General features: G+C 69.0%; 22 protein-coding genes and 1 pseudogene. 11 read left to right on the top strand and 12 right to left on the bottom strand.

The window, feature by feature from the left end; all coding sequences use genetic code 11:
• Window positions 1-400: 400 nt before the first annotated feature.
• A complete protein-coding gene (gene glpX, locus ABZ873_RS09460; protein ID WP_360867725.1) occupies window positions 401-1,432 on the bottom strand; it encodes a class II fructose-bisphosphatase in 1,032 nt (343 codons plus the stop codon).
• Between the two features lie 315 nt (window positions 1,433-1,747).
• Between glpX and ABZ873_RS09455 the strand changes: the two genes are divergently transcribed.
• Window positions 1,748-2,266: a DUF4245 domain-containing protein gene (locus tag ABZ873_RS09455; RefSeq protein ID WP_360867919.1), complete on the top strand. Its 519-nt coding sequence runs from the start codon at window positions 1,748-1,750 to the stop codon at window positions 2,264-2,266.
• 106 nt (window positions 2,267-2,372) lie between these two features.
• On the opposite strand, the gene ABZ873_RS09450 is transcribed toward ABZ873_RS09455, so the two are convergent.
• The 4 genes from ABZ873_RS09450 to ABZ873_RS09435 form a co-directional block, all read right to left on the bottom strand.
• Window positions 2,373-2,963: a malonic semialdehyde reductase gene (locus ABZ873_RS09450; protein WP_360867722.1), complete on the bottom strand. Its 591-nt coding sequence runs from the start codon at window positions 2,961-2,963 to the stop codon at window positions 2,373-2,375.
• Between the two features lie 137 nt (window positions 2,964-3,100).
• Window positions 3,101-3,319 (bottom strand): exodeoxyribonuclease VII small subunit, encoded by a 219-nt coding sequence (locus ABZ873_RS09445; protein WP_360867719.1) that lies wholly within the window; start codon window positions 3,317-3,319, stop codon window positions 3,101-3,103.
• 53 nt (window positions 3,320-3,372) lie between these two features.
• A complete protein-coding gene (gene xseA / locus ABZ873_RS09440; protein ID WP_360867716.1) occupies window positions 3,373-4,662 on the bottom strand; it encodes an exodeoxyribonuclease VII large subunit in 1,290 nt (429 codons plus the stop codon).
• Between the two features lie 33 nt (window positions 4,663-4,695).
• Window positions 4,696-6,117 (bottom strand): APC family permease, encoded by a 1,422-nt coding sequence (locus tag ABZ873_RS09435; RefSeq protein WP_360867714.1) that lies wholly within the window; start codon window positions 6,115-6,117, stop codon window positions 4,696-4,698.
• A 105-nt stretch (window positions 6,118-6,222) separates the two neighbouring features.
• Here ABZ873_RS09435 and ABZ873_RS09430 point away from each other — a divergent pair, with 105 nt between their 5' ends.
• Window positions 6,223-7,218 (top strand): 4-hydroxy-3-methylbut-2-enyl diphosphate reductase, encoded by a 996-nt coding sequence (locus tag ABZ873_RS09430; RefSeq protein WP_360867711.1) that lies wholly within the window; start codon window positions 6,223-6,225, stop codon window positions 7,216-7,218.
• A 21-nt stretch (window positions 7,219-7,239) separates the two neighbouring features.
• Window positions 7,240-7,998, top strand: a complete 759-nt coding sequence (gene ppgK, locus ABZ873_RS09425) for a polyphosphate--glucose phosphotransferase (protein ID WP_360867709.1) — start codon at window positions 7,240-7,242, stop codon at window positions 7,996-7,998.
• 63 nt (window positions 7,999-8,061) lie between these two features.
• On the opposite strand, the gene ABZ873_RS09420 is transcribed toward ppgK, so the two are convergent.
• Window positions 8,062-8,502: a DUF6542 domain-containing protein gene (locus ABZ873_RS09420; RefSeq protein WP_360867916.1), complete on the bottom strand. Its 441-nt coding sequence runs from the start codon at window positions 8,500-8,502 to the stop codon at window positions 8,062-8,064.
• A 210-nt stretch (window positions 8,503-8,712) separates the two neighbouring features.
• Between ABZ873_RS09420 and ychF the strand changes: the two genes are divergently transcribed.
• Window positions 8,713-9,801, top strand: a complete 1,089-nt coding sequence (ychF, locus tag ABZ873_RS09415; RefSeq protein WP_360867706.1) for a redox-regulated ATPase YchF — start codon at window positions 8,713-8,715, stop codon at window positions 9,799-9,801.
• A gap of 1,155 nt (window positions 9,802-10,956) precedes the next feature.
• Here the strand turns inward: ychF and ABZ873_RS09410 are convergent.
• From ABZ873_RS09410 to ABZ873_RS09395, 4 genes are all read right to left on the bottom strand, one after another.
• Window positions 10,957-12,618: an ATP-binding protein gene (locus tag ABZ873_RS09410; RefSeq protein ID WP_360867703.1), complete on the bottom strand. Its 1,662-nt coding sequence runs from the start codon at window positions 12,616-12,618 to the stop codon at window positions 10,957-10,959.
• On the bottom strand, window positions 12,618-13,010 hold the full coding sequence (locus ABZ873_RS09405) for a HEPN domain-containing protein (RefSeq protein ID WP_360867701.1): 393 nt from the start codon (window positions 13,008-13,010) through the stop codon (window positions 12,618-12,620). The genes ABZ873_RS09410 and ABZ873_RS09405 overlap by 1 nt, the downstream gene beginning before the upstream one ends.
• Before the next feature lie 338 nt (window positions 13,011-13,348).
• Window positions 13,349-13,741 (bottom strand): PIN domain-containing protein, encoded by a 393-nt coding sequence (locus ABZ873_RS09400; protein WP_360867698.1) that lies wholly within the window; start codon window positions 13,739-13,741, stop codon window positions 13,349-13,351.
• A complete protein-coding gene (locus ABZ873_RS09395; protein WP_360867695.1) occupies window positions 13,738-14,004 on the bottom strand; it encodes a hypothetical protein in 267 nt (88 codons plus the stop codon). The genes ABZ873_RS09400 and ABZ873_RS09395 overlap by 4 nt, the downstream gene beginning before the upstream one ends.
• 398 nt (window positions 14,005-14,402) lie before the next feature.
• On the opposite strand from ABZ873_RS09395, the gene ABZ873_RS09390 reads away from it, so the two are divergent.
• The 3 genes from ABZ873_RS09390 to ABZ873_RS09380 all read left to right on the top strand — a co-directional run bounded on the left by ABZ873_RS09390 (window position 14,403) and on the right by ABZ873_RS09380 (window position 15,602).
• Window positions 14,403-14,726, top strand: a complete 324-nt coding sequence (locus tag ABZ873_RS09390) for a hypothetical protein (RefSeq protein ID WP_360867691.1) — start codon at window positions 14,403-14,405, stop codon at window positions 14,724-14,726.
• A 343-nt stretch (window positions 14,727-15,069) separates the two neighbouring features.
• A complete protein-coding gene (locus ABZ873_RS09385) occupies window positions 15,070-15,351 on the top strand; it encodes a type II toxin-antitoxin system prevent-host-death family antitoxin (RefSeq protein ID WP_360867688.1) in 282 nt (93 codons plus the stop codon).
• Entirely contained in the window at window positions 15,348-15,602 is a 255-nt protein-coding gene (locus tag ABZ873_RS09380; RefSeq protein WP_192234823.1) for a Txe/YoeB family addiction module toxin, read from the top strand. The genes ABZ873_RS09385 and ABZ873_RS09380 overlap by 4 nt, the downstream gene beginning before the upstream one ends.
• Before the next feature lie 124 nt (window positions 15,603-15,726).
• Here ABZ873_RS09380 and ABZ873_RS09375 read toward each other — a convergent pair.
• A pseudogene (locus ABZ873_RS09375) lies at window positions 15,727-16,307 on the bottom strand (Uma2 family endonuclease).
• 130 nt (window positions 16,308-16,437) lie between these two features.
• Between ABZ873_RS09375 and ABZ873_RS09370 the strand changes: the two are divergent.
• The 3 genes from ABZ873_RS09370 to ABZ873_RS09360 all read left to right on the top strand — a co-directional run bounded on the left by ABZ873_RS09370 (window position 16,438) and on the right by ABZ873_RS09360 (window position 18,010).
• Window positions 16,438-17,082, top strand: coding sequence for a DUF308 domain-containing protein (locus tag ABZ873_RS09370; protein WP_360867685.1), 645 nt, complete (start codon window positions 16,438-16,440; stop codon window positions 17,080-17,082).
• 369 nt (window positions 17,083-17,451) lie between these two features.
• Complete coding sequence (locus ABZ873_RS09365) at window positions 17,452-17,793, top strand: hypothetical protein (RefSeq protein ID WP_360867682.1); 342 nt, start codon at window positions 17,452-17,454, stop codon at window positions 17,791-17,793.
• A gap of 76 nt (window positions 17,794-17,869) precedes the next feature.
• The gene (locus ABZ873_RS09360) at window positions 17,870-18,010 is read left to right on the top strand and encodes a hypothetical protein (RefSeq protein ID WP_360867679.1); all 141 of its coding nucleotides are present in this window, start codon (window positions 17,870-17,872) and stop codon (window positions 18,008-18,010) included.
• A gap of 23 nt (window positions 18,011-18,033) precedes the next feature.
• On the opposite strand, the gene ABZ873_RS09355 is transcribed toward ABZ873_RS09360, so the two are convergent.
• Window positions 18,034-19,038, bottom strand: coding sequence for an SMP-30/gluconolactonase/LRE family protein (locus ABZ873_RS09355; protein WP_360867676.1), 1,005 nt, complete (start codon window positions 19,036-19,038; stop codon window positions 18,034-18,036).
• A gap of 117 nt (window positions 19,039-19,155) precedes the next feature.
• Here ABZ873_RS09355 and ABZ873_RS09350 point away from each other — a divergent pair, with 117 nt between their 5' ends.
• A complete protein-coding gene (locus ABZ873_RS09350) occupies window positions 19,156-19,593 on the top strand; it encodes a MarR family transcriptional regulator (protein WP_360867674.1) in 438 nt (145 codons plus the stop codon).
• The last annotated feature ends 34 nt before the right edge of the window (window positions 19,594-19,627 follow it).

Here is a 19,627-nt window from a genome sequence, read left to right as displayed (position 1 = left end):
CGCGGGGCGCCCGGACCCTGCGGGACGGCCCGGCGCGCCTGGAGCTTGGGCGGCAGCCGCCTCCAGTTCCGGGCCGCGTACGCCCCCCGGGCGCGGGTCCGATCCCGGCTGCGGGAGCCCCGGCCGGATCTGGCCCGCAGCCACCCCCGGAAGCCGGGCCATGGCCCACCGGCCGCGTCCGGCCCCCCGGGCCAACGGGCCCCGGCGGCCGGCCGAATCGGCCCTGGCCGGAGCCGCGGCCCCGCAGGGCGCTCGGCCCCGCCGCCCCTGCCCGTACGGCCAAGCCCCCGCAAGGCGCTCGACCCCGCCGCTCCTGCCCCGTACCGCCAAAGCCCCCCACACGCCGAAGGGGCGGGCCGCCCCCGCACAGGGTGGTCCGCCCCTTCGGGAAGGCGGGGGATTACTGGGCGCGGTCGAAGTCGATCGCGCTGTACGCGCGGAGCTTCGACAGGCGGTGTGTCGAGTCGATCTTGCGGATCGTGCCCGACTTCGAGCGCATGACCAGCGACGAGGTCGTCGCCGTCTCCGAGCGGTAGTGCACGCCGCGCAGCAGCTCGCCGTCCGTGATGCCCGTGGCGACGAAGAAGACGTTGTCGCCCGACACCAGGTCCGTCGTCGTCAGGACGCGGTCCAGGTCGTGCCCCGCGTCCAGCGCCTTCTGCCGCTCCGCATCGTCCTTCGGCCACAGCTTGCCCTGGATCACACCGCCCAGGCACTTGATCGCACACGCCGAGATGATGCCCTCGGGGGTACCGCCGATGCCGAGCAGCAGGTCCACGCCCGTGCCCTCGCGGGCGGCCATGATCGAGCCGGCCACGTCGCCGTCCGAGATGAACTTGATGCGCGCGCCCGTCTCGCGGATCTCCTTGACGATGCCCTCGTGGCGCGGGCGGTCCAGGATGACCACCGTGACGTCCTCGGCCGCCATCCCCTTGGCCTTGGCCACCCGGCGGATGTTCACCGAGACCGGGGCGTTGATGTCGACGAAGTCGGCCGCCTCCGGGCCGGTGACCAGCTTGTCCATGTAGAAGACCGCGGACGGGTCGAACATCGTGCCGCGGTCCGCGGCGGCCAGGACGGCGATGGCGTTCGGCATGCCCTTGGCGTTCAGCGTGGTGCCGTCGATCGGGTCCACGGCGATGTCGACCTCGGCACCGGTGCCGTCGCCGACCTGCTCCCCGTTGAAGAGCATCGGGGCTTCGTCCTTCTCGCCCTCGCCGATGACGACGACGCCGTTCATCGAGACGGTGGAGATCAGGGTCCTCATCGCGTTGACCGCGGCGCCGTCGGCGCCGATCTTGTCTCCGCGCCCGACCCACCGGCCGGCGGCCATGGCCGCCGCCTCGGTGACCCGTACGAGTTCCAGGGCGAGGTTGCGGTCGGGGGCCTCGGGAGAGACCTCGAGCTGGGGCGGCAGGTTGTGCTCGGTCATCGGAGCGCACCTTTCTGTACGGCGACGGCCGGGAAGTGAGGGTGCTGGAACTCTATCGGTACGTCGACATATTGAGCAGAGCGGGTCACGTATGAGCGGTATATCGGTCAGCCGATTGTCCTGAGCGGACGTCTTGCCGCCCAGGCTCCGCCCCGGCTCCGCCCCGGCCCGCCTCCCCGCCAGGACCAGCCAGGACCAGGCGCCAGGACCAGGCCGGCCCCCCGCCGGGACTCAAGGGTGCGCCGCGCCGCGCCCGCGCGCGACCCCGGCGGTGATCGCCCCCGGCAGATGCGGGACGATGGTGCCGTGGCAGGTATGAAAGGCAAGCAGACGATCTGGGACATGGTCCGGTCGCTGGCGGTGATCGGCGTCGTCGTCGCCGCGATCTACATCTTCATCCCGCATGACGAGGAGGCCGACCCCACGCGCAGGGTCGACTACCGGGTGGAGACCCTCACGGCCCGGCGCGCGGCCCCGTACCCGGTGGCCGCCCCCGTGGGCCTCCCGGAGCAGTGGCGCGCGACCTCCGTGACGTACGAGCGGCAGAATGCCGACGCCTGGCACCTGGGCTTCCTCGACCCCGAGCAGCAGTACGCCGCCGTCGAGCAGTCCACGGACACCTCCGCCAAGTACCTCGCGAAGGTCACCCAGCAGGCGACCGCCACCGGGCAGACGCAGCAGGTCGGTGACCTGGCCTGGGAGCGCTGGGACGGCGAGAAGTACGACGCCCTCGTGCGGCAGGAGCAGGGCTACGTCACGGTGGTGACCGGCACGGCCTCCTACGACCAGCTCGCCGAGCTGGCGGCGGCGCTGGAGTTCAAGCAGGGCCGCTAGCGGGCCCCCGCGCGCCTGCGAGAACAGCCCCCCGCGCCCGTACGGAAAGGGCCGCGCCCCCGGAATCCCGGGGGCGCGGCCCTTTTCCGTACGCGTACGGTGGCACTCAGACGGTGGTGACGACGTCCTCGAAGGCCAGGCGCGGCGAGCGGTCGAACCAGGCGTTCTCGGCCGGCTTGCCGATGTTGACGACCATGATCGGGGTGTGGTCGTCGTCCAGGAACTCCTTCTGGATGCCCGCGAAGTCGGCGCCGGTCATCGGGCCCGCGGCCAGACCGGCGGCGCGGATGCCCACGATGAAGTACGCGGCCTGCAGCGCGGCGTTCACCAGCGAGGACTGCTCGCGGGCCGGGCGCTCGGCGAAGAAGAGGTCCTTGGCCTGCGGGAAGTGCGGCAGCAGCTGCGGCAGCTCCTCGTGGAACTCGTTGTCGGCGGACAGCACCGCGACCAGCGGGGCGGCGAGGGTCTTCGCGCGGTTGCCCTCGGCCAGGTGCTGCACCAGGCGCTCGCGGGCCTCGGGGGAGCGGACCAGGGTGACCCGGAGCGGGGTGCTGTTGAAGGCGGTCGGGCCGAACTTCACCAGGTCGTAGATCGCCTGCATCTGCGCCTCGGTGACCGGCTCGTCGGAGAACGCGTTGGCGGTGCGGGCCTCGCGGAACAGCAGGTCCTGAGCGGCGGTGTCGAGAACGAGAGACATCGGAAAGCCTTCTTCCAAGGAGACAAGGAGAGGTGAAGCGGTGGAACCACTCTACGACCAAAGTAGATGAATTTTCAACTAAATACCTGGCCGCGTGAGCGGGATCACCTCCCCGGCCGCCTCCCGCGGCCGCCGGATCACTCCTCCCCGGCCGCCTCACGGGCGGCGAGCGCCGAGTCCAGCCGGGCCCGGGCCCCCTCCAGCCAGTGGCGGCAGACCTTCGCCAGCTCCTCGCCGCGCTCCCAGAGCGCGAGCGAGTCCTCCAGCGAGGTCCCGCCGGCCTCCAGCTTGCGGACCACCTCGATCAGTTCGTCGCGGGCCTGCTCGTAGCCCAGCGCCGTTTCGGCCTCTGCCATTCCCGATCCATCCTCTGCGTCTCGTACGAACCCGCGATTGCGGGCGTGTGTCGTCATCCGGAAGCGTCGCCGGGGTCCGAGTCGGCGGTGTCCGGACCCGCGGTGTCCGGACCCGCGGGCTCCTCCGCCGGCTCCACCGCCCCCACCTCCACCGAGAAGGCCCCCTCCGCCACCCGCGCCCGCAGCACCTCGCCCGCCGCCACCTCGCGCGCCGAGCGCACCACGTGCCCGTCCGGCCGCTGGAGTACGGCGTACCCGCGCTCCAGGGTCGCGGCGGGGGACAGCGCCACCACCCGGGCGAGGGTGTGCGCCAGCTCCGAATCGGCCCGGTCCAGCAGATGCCCCAGCGTGCGCCGGCCGCGTGCCAGCAGCGCCTCCACCTCGTCCTCGCGCAGCTCCACCATCCGCTGCGGGTGGACGAAGACCGGCCGGGCCAGCGCGTGCGCGAGCCCCCGCTCCTCGCGGTCGAGCAGGGCGCCCACCGCGCGCAGCCCCCGGCCCTGCAGCTGGCGTACCCGCTCCAGCTCCTCGCCGACGTCCGGGACCACCTTCTTCGCGGCGTCCGTGGGCGTGGAGGCGCGCAGGTCCGCGACGAGGTCCAGCAGCGGCGAGTCCGGCTCGTGGCCGATCGCCGAGACCACCGGCGTACGGGCCGCCGCGACGGTCCGGACCACCTCCTCGTCGGAGAAGGGCAGCAGGTCCTCCACGCTGCCGCCGCCCCGCGCCACGATGATCACGTCGACCTCGTCCAGGGCGTCCAGCTCCTTGACCGCCCGGACCACCTGCGGCACCGCGTGCACCCCCTGCACGGCCACATTGCGCACCTCGAAGCGGACCGCGGGCCACCGGCGGCGCGCGTTCTCCAGTACGTCGCGCTCGGCGGCCGAGGCCCGCCCCACCACCAGGCCGACCAGCTGCGGCAGGAAGGGCAGCGGCTTCTTGCGGTCCAGCGCGAACAGGCCCTCCGAGGCCAGCGACCGCTTGAGCCGCTCCAGCCGGGCCAGCAGCTCACCGATGCCGACCGGCCGTATCTCCGTCGCCCGCAGGGACAGCTGCCCGCGCGGGGCGTACCACTCGGGCTTGGCCAGCAGCACCACCCGCGCGCCCTCCGCGACCACGTCCGCGACCTCGTCGTAGACCTGGCGGAAGCAGGTCACGCTCACCGAGACGTCGTGCGAGGGGTCGCGCAGCGTCAGGAACACCACACCCGCCCCCGGCCGCCGCGAGAGCTGCGTGATCTGCCCCTCCACCCACACCTGCCCGAGCCGCTCGATCCAGCCCCCGATGAGCCGGGACACCTGGCCCACGGGCAGCGGCGCCTCGGCCGACGTATTCAGACCCATGTGCGCAGGTTATCCCCCGCCGCTGACAGCGTCTCAGGCCCCGGGACCTCCGGCCGCGGTGTCGCCGCCGCCCGCCGCCGTGCCGTGGGCGTCCGCGCCGGGCGGCCGGCGGCGCCCGCGCTGGACGAGGAGTACGCACAGGCCCGCCATCAGCCACACCGCCCCCACCAGCTGCGCCGCCCGCGAGGCTTCGACGATCACCGCGACCGTCACCGCCGCCCCGAGCACCGGCACCACCAGGTGCTTCCCCCACTGCGGCGGGCCCTCGCGCCGCCGCACCACGAACCAGCCCACCACCGAGGCGTGCAGCAGCGTGAAGGCCACCAGCGCGCCCACGTCCACCACCGAGACCAGATGCCCGAGCCCGTCGTCGCGCCGGGCCGCCCACACCGCCGCCACCAGCGTGACCGTCGCCGCCACCAGCAGCGCGGCCCGCGGCACCCCGGCCGAGGTCCGCGCGAGGACCCGCGGCAGCCGGCCCTCCCGGGCCATCGCGAACACCAGCCGGCCCGCCGCCGCCTGCCCGGCCAGCGCCGCGAAGGCCGCCCCGACGGCCTTGCTCACCGCCACCAGGTCGTGCAGCCAGAGCCCGGCCGCGGACTCCACCGCGGTGTAGAAGGCCGGCCCCTGCCGCGCCGGGTCCGCCGCCAGCTCCGCCGAGGAGACCGGCATCAGCAGCGCCGCCAGATAGCTCTGCGCCACGAACAGCGTCCCGGCCAGGGCCAGGCAGCACAGCACCGCCCGGGCCACCCGCCGCGAACCGCCGGTCACCTCCTCGGCGAAGGAGGCGATGGCGTCGAAGCCCAGGTAGGACAGGACCGCGATGGACACCGCGCCCAGCACCGCCGCCGTACTGAACCCCAGCGAGCCGTCCCCGGTCAGCGGGGAGAGCCAGCCGCGCCGGGGCCCGTCCTGGACCAGTACGGTCACGGCCGCGGCCACGAAGACCAGCAGCACCAGCACCTCCATGACCAGCACGGCGAACCCCGCCCGCGCTGCCGCCCGTACGCCCCACAGGTTGAGCGCGGTGGTCACCAGGACCGCCAGGGCCGTCCACACCCAGCGGGACACCTCCGGTACCAGCGCGTTCATCGCGATCCCGGAGAAGAGGTAGGCCACCGCCGGGATCAGCAGGTAGTCCAGCATCGCCATCCACCCGGCGATCAGGCCCGGCCCCTCGCCCAGCCCCTTGCGGGCGTAGGTGAAGACCGAGCCGGCCTGCGGGGCGACCCGCACCATCTGGGCGTAGCTGAACGCGGTGAAGGCCATCGCGGCCGTCGCGACGAGGTAGACGAGGGCCACCGCGCCGTGCGACACGGCGTCGAGCGCGCCGAAGACGCCGACGGGGGCCATGGGGGCGATGAAGAGCAGCCCGTAGACCACCAGGTCCCGGAAGCCGAGACTCCGGCGCAGCGGCGCGGGCGCCTGCCTGCCGGAATCCGTAGCGGACACCATCAGTCCTCCGGGGGGACGGGCGGAACGTTCCTTCGGTGACACGGGGCCAGTCTCTGCCGAGCGGGCGACGTCCGCCCTGCGGGAGACCCCCGTACGATGGAGGCTATGACTGCTCCCGCCCCTGCCCCCGCTTCCCGCCGTGTCCTGCTCGCCGCGCCCCGCGGTTACTGCGCGGGCGTGGACCGAGCCGTGATCGCCGTCGAGAAAGCCCTTGAGCAGTACGGGGCGCCGGTGTACGTCCGCCACGAGATCGTGCACAACAAGTACGTGGTCCAGACGCTGGAGCGGAAGGGCGCCATCTTCGTCGAGCGGACGGAGGAGGTGCCCGAGGGCAACATCGTGATGTTCTCCGCGCACGGCGTGGCCCCCGTCGTCCACGAGGAGGCGGAGCGCGGCCGGCTCGCGACCATCGACGCGACCTGCCCGCTGGTCACCAAGGTGCACAAGGAAGCCATCCGGTACGCGAAGGACGACTTCGACATCCTCCTCATCGGCCACGAGGGCCACGAGGAGGTCATCGGCACCTCGGGCGAGGCCCCGGAGCACATCACCATCGTCGACGGCCCGCACGACGTGGACAAGGTCACCGTCCGCGACGAGTCGAAGGTCGTCTGGCTCTCCCAGACCACGCTGTCGGTGGACGAGACCATGGAGACGGTGGACGCGCTCAAGACCAAGTTCCCGCTGCTCGTCTCGCCCCCGAGCGACGACATCTGCTACGCCACCTCGAACCGGCAGGCCGCCGTCAAGGTGATGGGCGCCGACTCCGACCTGGTCATCGTGGTCGGCTCCCGGAACTCCTCGAACTCGATCCGGCTGGTCGAGGTCGCGAAGGACGCCGGCGCGAAGGCCGCGTACCTGGTCGACTTCGCGAGCGAGATCGACGAGGCGTGGCTGGAGGGTGTCACCACCGTCGGCCTCACCTCGGGCGCCTCGGTGCCGGAGGTCCTGGTCGAGGAGGTCCTGGAGTGGCTGGCCGCCCGCGGTTACGCCGATGTGGAGATCGTCAAGACGGCCGAGGAGCACATCACCTTCTCGCTGCCGAAGGAGCTCCGCCGCGACCTGCGGGCCGAGGCCGCGGAACTGGTCGCCGACCAGTAACTCGTTTCGTACGGTATGTCCATGCAGATCTTCGGTGTGGACATCGGCGGAACCGGCATCAAGGGCGCTCCTGTGGACCTGGAGCGCGGCGCGCTCGCGCAGGAGCGCCACAAAGTACTCACACCGCATCCGGCCACTCCCGACGGGGTGGCCGGATGCGTCGTCGAGGTGGTCCGCCACTTCGACTGGGACGGGCCGCTCGGCGTGACCTTCCCGGGCGTGGTCACGAACGGCGTCACCCGGACCGCGGCCAATATGGACTCCTCCTGGATCGACGTGGACACCGCCTCGCTGCTGTCGCGCGCGCTGGGCGGGCAGCCGGTCACGGTGCTCAACGACGCGGACGCGGCGGGCGTCGCGGAGATGACGTACGGGGCCGGGCGCGACCGGGACGGCACGGTGATCATGCTGACCCTGGGTACGGGCATCGGCAGCGCCCTGTTCACGGACGGGCGGCTGGTGCCGAACTCGGAGCTGGGCCACCTGGAGCTCAAGGGCCACGACGCGGAGAAGCGGGCGTCGATCAAGGCCAAGGAGGACGGCGACCTCACGTGGGAGCGGTGGGCGCACCGGCTCAGCAAGTACATGCAGCACGTGGAGATGCTGTTCTCGCCGGACCTGTTCATCCTCGGGGGCGGCGTGAGCCGCAAGCCGGAGAAGTTCCTGCCGCTGATCGAGGGGGTCCGGGCGGAGATCGTGCCGGCGGAGCTGCAGAACAACGCGGGCATCGTGGGGGCGGGGATGGCGGCGCGGGCGGCGGGGGAGAGGGCGAAGGGGTAGGGGGTCGGTGCGGTCCGGCGGCGGGGGTCCGGTCGCTCCGGTCGCTCCGGTCTTTCCGGTCGGCTAGGCGACGCGTCGGGGGAGGCGCCGCCTGCCGATCAGTACGGCCTTGCGCACCACGGCGATCAGGGCGGCGACGAGCGTGCCCGCGTACAGCCAGCCGGCGTGCAGGGACAGCGCGGAGACCAGCCCCATCAGCTGCCCGCCGAAGCCGCCGGAGCCCCCCGAGATCGGCCACACCCCGGCGGCGAAGGCGATGGGCGCCCCGATCGGCGCGGTGATCACGTCGGCGGGCCGGACCCACAGCGCGGTGGCGGCGGCGACGGGCGGGAAGAGCAGCCCGTAGACGAAGAGCGAGGAGCTGAACAGCAGCCAGCAGACCCCCGCGACCAGCACCATCGCCGTGCAGGCGAAGAGCCCGCCGCCGAGCCCGGTCAGGCGGGGCCGGGGCAGCCGCCGTACCGCCACGGGCCGCCGCGGGGCGGGGCCGCTCTGGGCGGGCAGGCCGATGCGCGGCCGGCGGCGCTGGGCCGGGGGTCGCTGAGGGTGAGGGGCCGGACGCGTCCTGTGTTGCTCCACCCGACCAAATTAGGCGGGGAGGCCGCCGGATCGGGCCCCGGACACGCGTACATCCACCCCCACTCATCGGAAAGTAAACTGTCCGGTGGCCCACTCCCGGGCCGCCGCCCCCTCCAGCTACGGGAAGTCGCCAACGTGTCGCTCACGATCGGAATCGTCGGCCTGCCGAATGTCGGCAAGTCGACCCTGTTCAACGCCCTGACCAAGAACGACGTGCTGGCGGCCAACTACCCGTTCGCCACCATCGAGCCGAACGTCGGCGTCGTCGGCGTCCCGGACCCGCGCCTGGCCGTGCTCGCCGGCATCTTCGGCTCGGCGAAGGTGCTCCCGGCGACGGTCGACTTCGTCGACATCGCGGGCATCGTGCGCGGCGCCTCGGAGGGTGAGGGCCTGGGCAACAAGTTCCTGGCGAACATCCGCGAGTCGGACGCCATCTGCCAGGTCATCCGCGCCTTCAAGGACGAGAACGTCGTCCACGTCGACGGCAAGGTCTCGCCGAAGGACGACATCGAGACGATCAACACCGAGCTGATCCTCGCCGACCTCCAGTCCATCGAGAAGGCCGAGCCGCGCCTGACGAAGGAGTCCCGCCTCCAGAAGGACAAGGTCGCGGTGCTCGCGGCGGTCGTCGAGGCGAAGAAGATCCTCGAAGCCGGCGACACCCTCTTCTCGAAGGGCATCACGAAGGGCACGGAGCAGGGCGACCTCCTCCACGAGCTGCACCTCCTCACCACGAAGCCCTTCCTCTACGTCTTCAACGTGGACGAGGACGAGCTGACGGACGACGCCTTCAAGGCGGAACAGTCCGCCCTGGTCGCCCCGGCGGAGGCCATCTTCCTCAACGCCAAGCTGGAGGCGGACCTCGCCGAGCTGGACGACGAGGAGGCCCTGGAGCTCCTCCAGTCGGTCGGCCAGGAGGAGCCCGGCCTCGCCACCCTCGGCCGCGTCGGCTTCGACACCCTGGGCCTCCAGACGTACCTGACGGCGGGCCCGAAGGAGACCCGCGCCTGGACGATCAAGAAGGGCGCCACGGCCCCGGAGGCGGCGGGCGTGATCCACACGGACTTCCAGCGCGGCTTCATCAAGGCGGAGGTCATCTCCTTCGCCGACCTGGTCGCCTGCGGCTCGGTAACGGAAGCCCGAGCGAAGGGCAAGGCCCGCATGGAGGGCAAGGAGTACGTGATGCAGGACGGGGACGTGGTGGAGTTCCGCTTCAACGTGTGAACTCCACCACGTCGCTGACGTGGCGGAGTTCAACGCACAAGTACAAGTGGCCGACGGGGCCGGGGCGGTTAGCCCCGGCCCCGTCGGGGACCCCCGGCCAAGGGTTCGTTCCCGGGGGAATGTCTGCCATGGGGACATCGGAAGGTGTTGGCCTCGCCCTCGTTGGTCGTTCACACCGGATCCAAGGCCGAGATGATAGAGCAGTGTGGGGTGGTGATCGCTTGGTCGGTCAAACATCCCCCAATGACGTCGGCTTACCGAGACGGCAGTGCGACTCCGTGCCAGGCAGGCCGATGCCGAACCAGGTGAACGCGGGAGCCTGACTGGCGCTGCACACGCGTAGACGGCCATGCTGCGGCGAGCGCATCCCCTGGCCCAGCCAGACCGTTACCTGCAAGGCGATCCTCGACTTCGCCGAGGGTTGGCACAACCTGCACACTGCCCAGCAGTCTCGGCACCCAATACTGCTGACTACGAGACCGCACCAGCAGCCTGATAGCCACACCTGCGGTGTCGGTGAAAGCGCCTCGTCCGTCTCATCGCCCAGCGCACCGGACTAGTACTGCAGCTGCAGTACTAGTCGGCAGTGGCTTCTGGCAGCATCATGAGCGAGCCATCGACGCCCTCGACGCGTGGGGCGAGGGCCTCTCCGGTATGGAGCGGCAGCAGAACCCATTCCTGTTCCGTGACTCGGACCCGTGGCCCGACAAGGCATCAGCGTGTCTCGCCGGTTCGGAATCCAACGAGGTATACAGCGAAGGCCCGCCGGTCCGACCCTTACTCGACCAAGATCCACAAGTTTCTCAGCCGGTGAGTCGCAACCCTATTTGCGGGTTCAAGGCGGCTCACCCCGCTCACCGCGCGCGGCGCACCCCCGGCCGGGCCTGCGTTCCTGTCTCCGCCCCGCCCCGCCCCGCTCCAGCCCGGGCCGGCGCCCGTGCCGCGATCACTCACCTGATGCCCAGCGGAACGGTGTGGCTGAGGCGGTCGGTTCCACGGCCTAAGGCCCGCGTTGAGTAAGACCAGGGCGCCAGTCGCGCACATTGCGAGCAGATCCAAAGCCTGCCCGAGTTGCCAACCCGCGTACGGCCCACTGATCATGCTCGACCCAGACCGGCAGGTCACCGGCCAAAGCGGTTCGCCAACCTGCAGAGCTCAGGAGCCCCCGACTCGTTCAGCTGCTTTCTCTGCAAGCCGTTCCAAGTCGACCACTGGGGCCCGCCGCAATTCGTCACGCAGGAGCGTGCCGGGCAATTGCTTTTGGGTTCCCGCTGTCCCACTCACCCTGAAATTCCACTTCCCGTCCTTCAGGTCAAGAATGGCGAGGCCCCGCTTCAGCCGGACGTCAGCGTACTCACTAAGGTCCAGGATGTATACCTCGTACTTGACTCCCGGCCTGTGCTGATCGGAAAGCGTGGATTGAATCAAGTGCGCGAAGCGCAAATCCACAAGCTGAGCCAGCAGCTCATAGAAGTGATGAGACTTCTGCGCAACGTCCACCCTAAAGTAGGTGTATCCGGCTCCGCGTACTTCCGCAGCCAGGGTATCCAAGGCAGCCGTCAAACTAACCGCACTGTCCGTGGAAACGTCCTGCTCCAGATCCCTCTTCTTGCTCCTGGCAGCACGTCCAGCGGCATCCGCGACGTCTTCCCTTCCGATTTCACGCGCCTTCGGACGCGACCGTGCAGCCACAATGGAAGAAGCGAAAAGGTTTAGATAATCACGCGGCACGCCGCCCGAAGCGAGAACCAGCCTACCGAGCGCAGCATTCTGTGCGATACTGGACGGCTTGGCCAGTCCCGCAGCGGCGGTGTAGTTAGCCAACACTGACTCAAGGAATCGTTGCGTAGATCCCGGATCTTCGAGTGTAACATCGAGGTCGATTTTTGAAGCATCGTGAGGAACTTCAATGCCAATTCTCGACGATGGCTCAAATGGCCTGGTCAATCGCTCGATGCTGGCTACTTTGATCCATCCATCGCAGTCACGTAGCATTCCGGCGACGCAGTCCAACAAGTGAGGCTGTGCAGTTTGCGGAAAAAGGTAGAAATCATCGATGTAAAGATAGAGGCGGACAAGGCCCTCCCGTAGAACGGAACGGAGAGATCGATTCAGCTCGGCAACCATCTCGCCGAGAACCGAGCCTGACAGGGGACCTTCTGCCCGCTGTTGCGCCAGTCGAGCGCTACTTTCCTTGAGTCGCACATAAGAATCGCCTTGTGATGATCCTGCATGTTGAATCAAGGAGTTGAGGGTGACCTCAGCAATTCCGAGGAAGGCGCTAGCGAAGTCCAGGCGTCGCAGCGTATGCGCGTTAATCCAAGCAGTAACGTGCCCATCTCTCTCTGCGCTCCGTTTCGCTTCCAGAAGAAGAGCTGTTTTCCCTACTCCTCGTCGGCCATACACGAGGTGGTGCCTTGACGCACCGACAGCCGCGAGGCTGGCCCTAGGGTCCTCCATGTACTTCAGACTCGGAAGTGCGTCAGAGGTGCGGGACCTTGCCTCTAGCAACTGAATGAGCTGATCCATTTTTGGCCCCGAGAGAGGGCCTCTGTCGTTCAACTCGCCCGTCTTTTTTTCTTCTGCTCGATGAGGTCTAAAAGTCACAACCAGGGACTGATTGGTCACCTCGGATACGTCGTTCAACGCTTGCTCGATTGAGCCCGCTAGGCTCTGTGCAGTTACTAGAGAGTCTTCATCGACCCATACGACGAACCACTTTTCTCCAGGGAAAGACCTCTCATCAACCCGAACGATTGAAATGCCGGCCTCTTCGAGGGCGTCGGAAATCAAGGACTCGTAGTTGACACTTGACATCAGATGTACCCATTCTTTGAGGCGAACGACTCGCAGGTCTGGAGGAAATTCGCTGCGGTCACAGCGAGTGTTCGTGCGTCAACTTCCCACTCGGTCTCATTGAGGGGGTACGCATCATAATCCGCCTGATTGCGCAATAGGCGGGCGTCCGTCAACTCGCTTTCGTGAGTTGCGGAATCCGGCAGAGTCGGCGGAAGATTCCTGGGGAGTACGTTATGCCGTTCATAATCGTCACCCCTATTCTCAGCAAATACGATCGCCCGTGCAGCGTGATACATTGCGTAGTAATGGCGGCTAATCGCCGATCTGTATTGAGTGTCGAAAAGGAGTTTGTCTCCCGCCCTCAAGTGTTCACCTGCCAGCAGTAACCTGTCTACCACGACCTGTTGCATCAGCTGTGAGATTGGAAAAGGGTATCTCCCTCCTCCCGTGGGAATGGAGGAAATGGCAGCGCTTTTGCTAGTTGAAATGTGGAGCAACAGTAGATCGGCAGGTGTGACTACTGGCATGTGCTGCTGTGCCCCCTCTTGGAAGTGAACTCTGCAGGGTATCCCATGGAGCCCCTGCGCGCTGCCCGGCCCCGAGGGAGTCCAGTTGCCAACTGGACTCCCAGAGTGGAATGCAAGGCTCCGAATCATGTCGACTAAGGGCTGTCCCGTATAGGGGTTCCGAGCCCGCCTCAGCCGCTATCGCCGCCGTGGCCGCCCCCCCCGTAACTGCGGCCCCAGTACTAGACGGTGCGGATGACAGGGGCGGGTTTGATGCTCTGGGCGTCGATGAGGGTGTGGATGTCGTTCGGGTCTGAGGTCCAGATGATGGCGCCGAGGCTGGCTGCCATGGTCGCGACGGTGGCGTCGACGATGTCGGAGGTGCCAGCCTTGCCGCAGAGGATGCCTGCGGCTTTGGCGGTTTCGAGGCCGACGGGTACGACGTGGCACCCGGCGAGGAACCTGCCGAGTCTGACCTGGCGGCGGGAGTCCCGCCATGCCTGGCTGACGACGACGGACGGGACGTGAATGTCCCGGCCGTCTTCGAGGGCCAGGCTGTGGCGGGCCCACATGCGTCGGTCGTCGTTGTCGATGGCGATGAGGACTCCGGCGTCGTACAGGTAGGGGATGTTCACGCGGCCGAGGCCCCCGGGCCGCTGAGGTACTCGGCATCGGCGGCGGCAAGGTCCGCGCGGGCGGCGGCGAGCTCTTCGGGGGTGAAGGTGCCGTGTTCTGCCTGCCACTCCTGGATGACGGCCCGGCCGGCCCGTAGGCGCAGCTCGCGTTCGGCTGCTCCGGCGACGAGGCGGGAGAGCGGGATGCCTTCTTCCTCGGCGGCTCCGGCCAGGGCTTCGACCAGGGATTCGTCGAGAGTGATAGTCACCTTCTTAGTAGCCATACATCAACCATAGCGCGGTATGGCCTTCGGTGCTGATGTATGGATCACGTGACGACAAGCGCGGAGGACGTGAGCGCATCCAGCGAGGAGGGTCTGGCTGACCCGATGGCCCCCGGGACCGTGGGGAGCTTGTGTCCGCATTCGCCGGAAAGGGGGGTTTACCGATGATGCCCTTGCTCGTCCGTGATGCGGCGGTGCACGGTTTCGAACATGGGTCGGGCGGAGGATCGCGGGGGCTTGAGGTGGCGAGCGTCTTTCAGAGGTGCAAGAAGGGCGTCTAGGACCGGAACTCCCTTGCTGATCGTCCGCGGTGTCGGCATGGGTGGACGGTGCGGTACCGGGAGCTGGGTGGTAGGCGCGGGCGTCAGCGGGAGAGGTCGTTTCCCCGTCGGGTGGCGTTGCGAGCCTGGGCTCAGGAGTGGCTGGAGCGACAGGTCGTCGGTGAGTCCACGCGCCGCAACTACGAAGGGTTCATCCGTAACCATCTTGGGCCGCGCCTGGGACGGAAGGCGCTGGCCGGGCTGGCGCGACGCGACTTCGAGGAGTTCGCCAAGGACCTGCATGCCTCCGGTGAGGGGTTGGCGGTCTCCACGGTCAATGACCGGATGGTCATGGTGGCCGCCCTCATGGACGCGGCCGTCGTCGACAAGCGCATCACGGCGCGTGGGAGCGCTGCCGGGAAGTCTTGCAGCGCTCCATGCGGCCTGTGCCCCCGGATGTGACGTCCCCGCCGTCAGAGGAGGCGAGCTCGAGCGCTGGCAACCGGGCTGTGTAAGCGTACGAGAGCCGGCGGGCCTGCGTGGTGCTGGGATGCCCACCGTAGAACGCGCGTTTCCGCAGGTGGGAGCTCTGCACTACAGGTTCCGCTCCAACGTCTGAGCGGATGGAATCACACCACGTCGTTGACGTGGCAAACATGCAGGTCAGGTGGGGTCCACCTCTCCGAAGGTGGGCCCCCGGCCTTTCCCCATGCTGGATCGGCTGAGGGGCCGTCAGTCGGTTCCTCTCTCAGATGTCACCAAAAGTGGTACGTTATTGAGTACCACTTGATGGGAGGGCTGAGTCATGTCCATCACTGCGAGTGAAGCGCGCAAGGAACTGTTTCCGTTGATCAAAAAGGTCAACGAGAACCATGAGGCCATCGAGATCGTCTCCAAGCACGGCAACGCGGTGCTTGTCTCGGCCGAGGACTACATGGCGCTGCGCGAGGGCTCCTACCTGCTGCGCTCGCCGGCGAACGCCCGGCGGTTGCTCAAGGCGTACGAGAATGCCCTGTCGCACATCAACGTGTCAGAGCGTGAGCTGATCGATCCCGGGTCACCGGACGCAGGTGCGGGTGCCGCGTGAGGCTCGTCTTCGAGGATCAGGGCTGGGAGGACTACACGTCCTGGCTCAAGAACGACCGGAAGATGCTCGCTCGGATCAACAAGCTCATCGAGGACGTCAAGCGTGACCCCTTCACGGGGATCGGCAAGCCGGAGCCGCTGAAGTATCACCTGCCCGGGGCCTGGTCGCGACGGATCGATGACGAGCACCGCCTCGTCTATCTGGTGACGGACAAGGAGGTCGTCATCCTGGCCGCCCGGTACCACTACTGACCGGTGAGTATTCTCCCCCGCGCTGGGGTGACCTGCTTGAAACCTCAGTTGGCGGCTCACCGGCGCAGTTTCGCCGACTGACTGATATCTGGGCTAGGCATCTCCGGGCGAGTGAGCTGCGCGCTCAGCTGCTTCGGGGTGGGGTGAGTTGGTTCAGGTCCAGGGTGATCTGGAAGGGGACCGGGCGGTCGAGGGTGTCTCGGAAGAGGCGGCGGGGGCGTAGGCGCCGGTTGGTGCGTCGAGCTCGTAGGTGTGGACTATGGGGGCGCCGGCCTCGTCCTTGATGCACCAGTTAGTGGGGGATGCGGGCCTCGGCGTACTTGCGGAGTTTTACCGTGCGGTCGCGGTGTGCGGACTCGGGTGACGTCGCTTCTATTACGAGCCTCACGTCCTCTGGTGCGTACCAGGTGCGGTCGGGGGCGTACGGCAGGGTCGTCAGCAGGAGGTCCGGCTCGGGGCGGTTGCGGGCGTCCAGGCGGATCGTCATCTCGCGCTCGATCTCGAAGCCGGACGGTGCCTGTGCCATGAGTGCGGTGGTCAGGGCTGTGAGGAGGTGACCGTGCCAGGACCGCTGCGGCCACATCGTGAAGACGAGAGCGCCGTCGATGAGCTCGGTGTGGCGGGGGCCTCGGGGAGGTGGTCCAGGTCTTCCGCTAACCAGCCTTCCGCGCGGGGCGGGCGCATCCAGTCGGGCAGTGCGGTCATCGCTTCACGGGAGCGGTCCGTGGGGGTGTTAGGGGCCCGGTGGGGTGGTGGTTCGGGCCGGGGGGCGGAGTGGGGGTGGGCGGCCTACAGTGGCGGGAGGGGGCCGGTTGGGTGGGGTCCTGGAGGCGTGATGAGCGTGCGTTCCGGTGTGGTGCAGGGGCGGCGTGGGGATCCTGAGGACGAGCTCGGGCGGCTCGGTGGGTCGTGGCATTGGGCGCTCGGGGTGGCGCTGGCGACCTTGATTCCCGGTGTGCTGGTGCTGGTGTGGCCCGATGAGACGCTGCATGTTCTGGCCGTGATCATCGGGCTGCAGTTGTTGGTGGCCGGTGGGTTTCGGTTTGTCTCCGCGTTCTCGCATGGGAATGAGGGGAGTGGCCGGCTGGCTGGGGTGTTGATTGCTGTGCTGGCCTTTCTGGCCGGTGTGCTGGTGTTGCGGCATCCGATGCAGACCATTGGGGCGCTGTCGCTGATTGTCGGGGTGTTCTGGCTCATCACTGGGCTGCTGACCGTGTACGTCGCGATCGCTGATCATGGGCTTGTGCATCGGGGGATGCTGATCGGGCTGGGGGCGCTCGGGGCTGTGGCCGGGATTGTCGTGCTGTGCTTCCCCGTGGATTCGGCTGTGGCGCTGACGCGGTTGTTGGGGCTGTGGTTGGTGTTGTTGGGGGTGGCTGAGGTGGTGATGGCGCTGATGTTGCGGTCTGCGGTGCGGCGGGGTGGGGGCGGTGTCGCACAGCCGACCGTGCCTTCGCCTCCGGCTCCGCCTGGGGGTTAGGACGCCCCCGAGTTGAGTTGGGGCTGCTGCGGCTGTGGGCTGACGTGTAGTCGGGTGCTGCGTGGCGGGCTTGAGGTGTGTGCTGGCGCTGATCGCCCAATGGTCCCCGTGCGGATCCTTGTGCCGGGGCCGTCGTCCTCCGGGGGCGGGGCGGGGCGGGGCGGAGCGGAGCGTGGCTGGAGCGGGGGCGCGGTGACTGGGACGCCTTCGTGGGGCTCGTGGGGCTGATCTTGGCCGGTGGGGGCGAGGTGCACGCCGCGCCGCGAGCAGCAGTTGCGACGGAGGGTCTTCACGACCGACGAGCAGATACTCGCCGCCTGTCGGAGCAACTGGGAGTACCGGGGCGTCGGGGACGCCTCCGTGCGGGAGATGCTCGACGAGGTCACCGTACATCTGGAGGATGCGGGGGCGGTCGGGCGGAGCGTGCGGGATGTTGTCGGGTGGGATGTGCGGGCCTTGGCTGTGGCCGGGCGCGGCATGCTTCTCGTCTGTCGGAGCGTCGGAGCGGCTGCCTCCGTGTATCTGGAGGAGGCGGCCGGGTGGGACGTGCGGGCCTTCGTCGCGGCCCGGGCGCGGGCGCGTTCGCCATTTCCGCGGCGTGTGCTGCGCGCCGCCTCCATAGGGTGTTTTGCGGTGGGCGCCGTTTTGTCGGTGATCTGTGTGCTGTGGTGGACCGCCCAGTGGGGCGTGACCGCCGCTGGCCTTGCCTAGTGGGTGGTGTTCCCCGTGGTCGGCATCGGTCGGCAGCTGCGGCGGGGGAGCTCGGGCTGTCGCCCCTCTTGTCGCGTTGCCCGTCGCCGGTCGGCTGGCCGGTGACGGGCCGCTGGTCACGGTGCCGCTGTGGGTGCCGCCGTTGCTGCTGCTGCCCGGGGTGCCGTACGTCGGCGCCGACGTGCGGGCCCGGTGGAGCGGAGGCGGTGGCGCCTGACCGCCACGCCCCCGCCCTCCGCCTCAGAAGCCGCGGATCGATGCCACCGTGAAGGGGACCGGGGTGCCCGTGCTGGGTTGCATCGGGCCGTCCTTGTCGAACTGGGAGCGGACCACCAGGGTGCGGCCCGGGGTGTGGGTGAGGGTGGTGGGGATCTGGAGGGACGGGTCCGTGAGGGTGCGGACCAGGCGGGCGCGGGTGCCGGTCGGGTCGAGTTGCCAGCGGGTCAGGGTGTTGGTGGTGTTGTGCGCCACGCGCAGGCTGCCGTCCGGGGCGAGGTCCAGGCCGTCCGCGGCCTTGAGGTCGCCGCCGGTGAGGGCGACCCGGCGGATGCCGCCGTCGCACAGGTCCACGCGGTAGAGGTCGCCCGTCGGCATGTCGACGGTGAGGAGGTAGCGGCCCGTACGGTCGGTCGTGATCCCGTTCAGGCTGAATCCGCCCGCCGGGCGGGGGCGCAGCACCGGGGTGAGGTCGTGGGCCACGGTCAGGACGCCGCCGCCCGCCGCCAGCTGCTGCGGGGTCACGCGGTAGAGGACCCCGCGGATGCTGTCCGTCAGGTACGCGGTGCCGTCCGGGGTGAGCGTGAGGTCGTTCACGAAGCGGGCGGGCGCGTCCGCGGCCACCTCGAACCGGGCCAGGCGGGCTCCCGTCGCGGTGTCGTAGACGGCCACGCCCTTGGTGGAGTCCGTCACCCACAGGCGGCCGCGGGCGTCGACCCGCAGGCCGTTCGCCGTGCGCCGGCCGTCGGTGCCCGCGGGCAGGAACACCTCGGCCTCGGTGCGGCCGGGGCGGGCCCGGTAGACGGTGCCGTCCGCGTACGAGCCGACGTACACGGTGTGTGTGCGCGGGTCGGTCGCGATGCCCTCCGGGTAGACCTTCGCGCCGGGGAGGGTGAAGGCCGTGGATATGCGGGGGGTGGCGGCGGTGGTGGCCGGGGCCGCTCCCAGGGTCAGGGAGCCGGCCAGGGCCAGGGTCAGGGCCGCGGTCAGGGGCAGCGCACGCCCTCGCCGGTGCGTCTGCGTCGGCATAGCGCGCTTCCTCATGATGGTCATGTGCGTCATGTGCGTCATGTGTCCTCTACTGATCGGCTGAGGGCGAATGTAGATTAGAGTTCTAATGCATGCAAGGGCCGTAGGATGCCCGTCATGACCTCCATGGCCCCCGAGGAGCGCATCGGCTCTCACCTCAAGCGCGCCGAGCAGGCCCTTCTCGCGGCGAAGAACGCGGCGTGCAAGCCGGCGGGAGTAACGGTTCCGCAGTACGCCGCCCTGCTCTGGCTGGCCGAGAAGCCCGGGATCTCCGCCGCCGCGCTCGCGCGCCTGTGCGGGGTGACGCCGCCGACCATGAACACCGTGCTGAAGAACCTCCAGGAGCGCGGGCTCATCGAGCGGACCCCGCACGAGTGGCACCGCAACGTCCTGGAGACCCGCCTCACCGACGAGGGCCGCGCGGCCATGGAGCTGGCGGACGCCGGCGCGGTACGGGTCGAGCGGGCGCTCGCCGCCGCGTTCACCCCGGAGGAGCGGGACGTGTTCCTCGCGCTGCTCGGCCGCTGCGCGAGGACGCTCGACGCCCAGCGCTGAGCCGGGAGCCCGCCGCACCCGCCCCGCCCGCCCT

It is taken from the genome of Streptomyces sp. NPDC047014, from assembly GCF_040644195.1.
Taxonomy (GTDB): Bacteria; Actinomycetota; Actinomycetes; order Streptomycetales; family Streptomycetaceae; genus Streptomyces.
Note: the sequence above shows the minus strand (reverse complement) of the source record. Positions and strands in the feature narration are given on the sequence as shown.

Excerpts from the sequence above, each read along its gene's own strand:
- ppgK (WP_360867709.1), top strand. The coding sequence starts at position 7,240 with ATGCAGATCTTCGGTGTGGACATCGGCGGAACCGGCATCAAGGGCGCT.
- ABZ873_RS09385 (WP_360867688.1), top strand. The coding sequence starts at position 15,070 with ATGTCCATCACTGCGAGTGAAGCGCGCAAGGAACTGTTTCCGTTGATC.
- ABZ873_RS09350 (WP_360867674.1), top strand. The coding sequence starts at position 19,156 with ATGACCTCCATGGCCCCCGAGGAGCGCATCGGCTCTCACCTCAAGCGC.
- ABZ873_RS09445 (WP_360867719.1), bottom strand. The coding sequence starts at position 3,319 with ATGGCAGAGGCCGAAACGGCGCTGGGCTACGAGCAGGCCCGCGACGAA.
- ABZ873_RS09450 (WP_360867722.1), bottom strand. The coding sequence starts at position 2,963 with ATGTCTCTCGTTCTCGACACCGCCGCTCAGGACCTGCTGTTCCGCGAG.
- ABZ873_RS09405 (WP_360867701.1), bottom strand. The coding sequence starts at position 13,010 with ATGCAACAGGTCGTGGTAGACAGGTTACTGCTGGCAGGTGAACACTTG.
- ABZ873_RS09370 (WP_360867685.1), top strand. The coding sequence starts at position 16,438 with ATGAGCGTGCGTTCCGGTGTGGTGCAGGGGCGGCGTGGGGATCCTGAG.
- ABZ873_RS09435 (WP_360867714.1), bottom strand. The coding sequence starts at position 6,117 with ATGGTGTCCGCTACGGATTCCGGCAGGCAGGCGCCCGCGCCGCTGCGC.
- glpX (WP_360867725.1), bottom strand. The coding sequence starts at position 1,432 with ATGACCGAGCACAACCTGCCGCCCCAGCTCGAGGTCTCTCCCGAGGCC.
- ABZ873_RS09430 (WP_360867711.1), top strand. The coding sequence starts at position 6,223 with ATGACTGCTCCCGCCCCTGCCCCCGCTTCCCGCCGTGTCCTGCTCGCC.
- xseA (WP_360867716.1), bottom strand. The coding sequence starts at position 4,662 with ATGGGTCTGAATACGTCGGCCGAGGCGCCGCTGCCCGTGGGCCAGGTG.
- ABZ873_RS09355 (WP_360867676.1), bottom strand. The coding sequence starts at position 19,038 with ATGCCGACGCAGACGCACCGGCGAGGGCGTGCGCTGCCCCTGACCGCG.
- ABZ873_RS09455 (WP_360867919.1), top strand. The coding sequence starts at position 1,748 with ATGAAAGGCAAGCAGACGATCTGGGACATGGTCCGGTCGCTGGCGGTG.
- ABZ873_RS09410 (WP_360867703.1), bottom strand. The coding sequence starts at position 12,618 with ATGTCAAGTGTCAACTACGAGTCCTTGATTTCCGACGCCCTCGAAGAG.
- ABZ873_RS09365 (WP_360867682.1), top strand. The coding sequence starts at position 17,452 with ATGCTCGACGAGGTCACCGTACATCTGGAGGATGCGGGGGCGGTCGGG.
- ABZ873_RS09395 (WP_360867695.1), bottom strand. The coding sequence starts at position 14,004 with ATGGCTACTAAGAAGGTGACTATCACTCTCGACGAATCCCTGGTCGAA.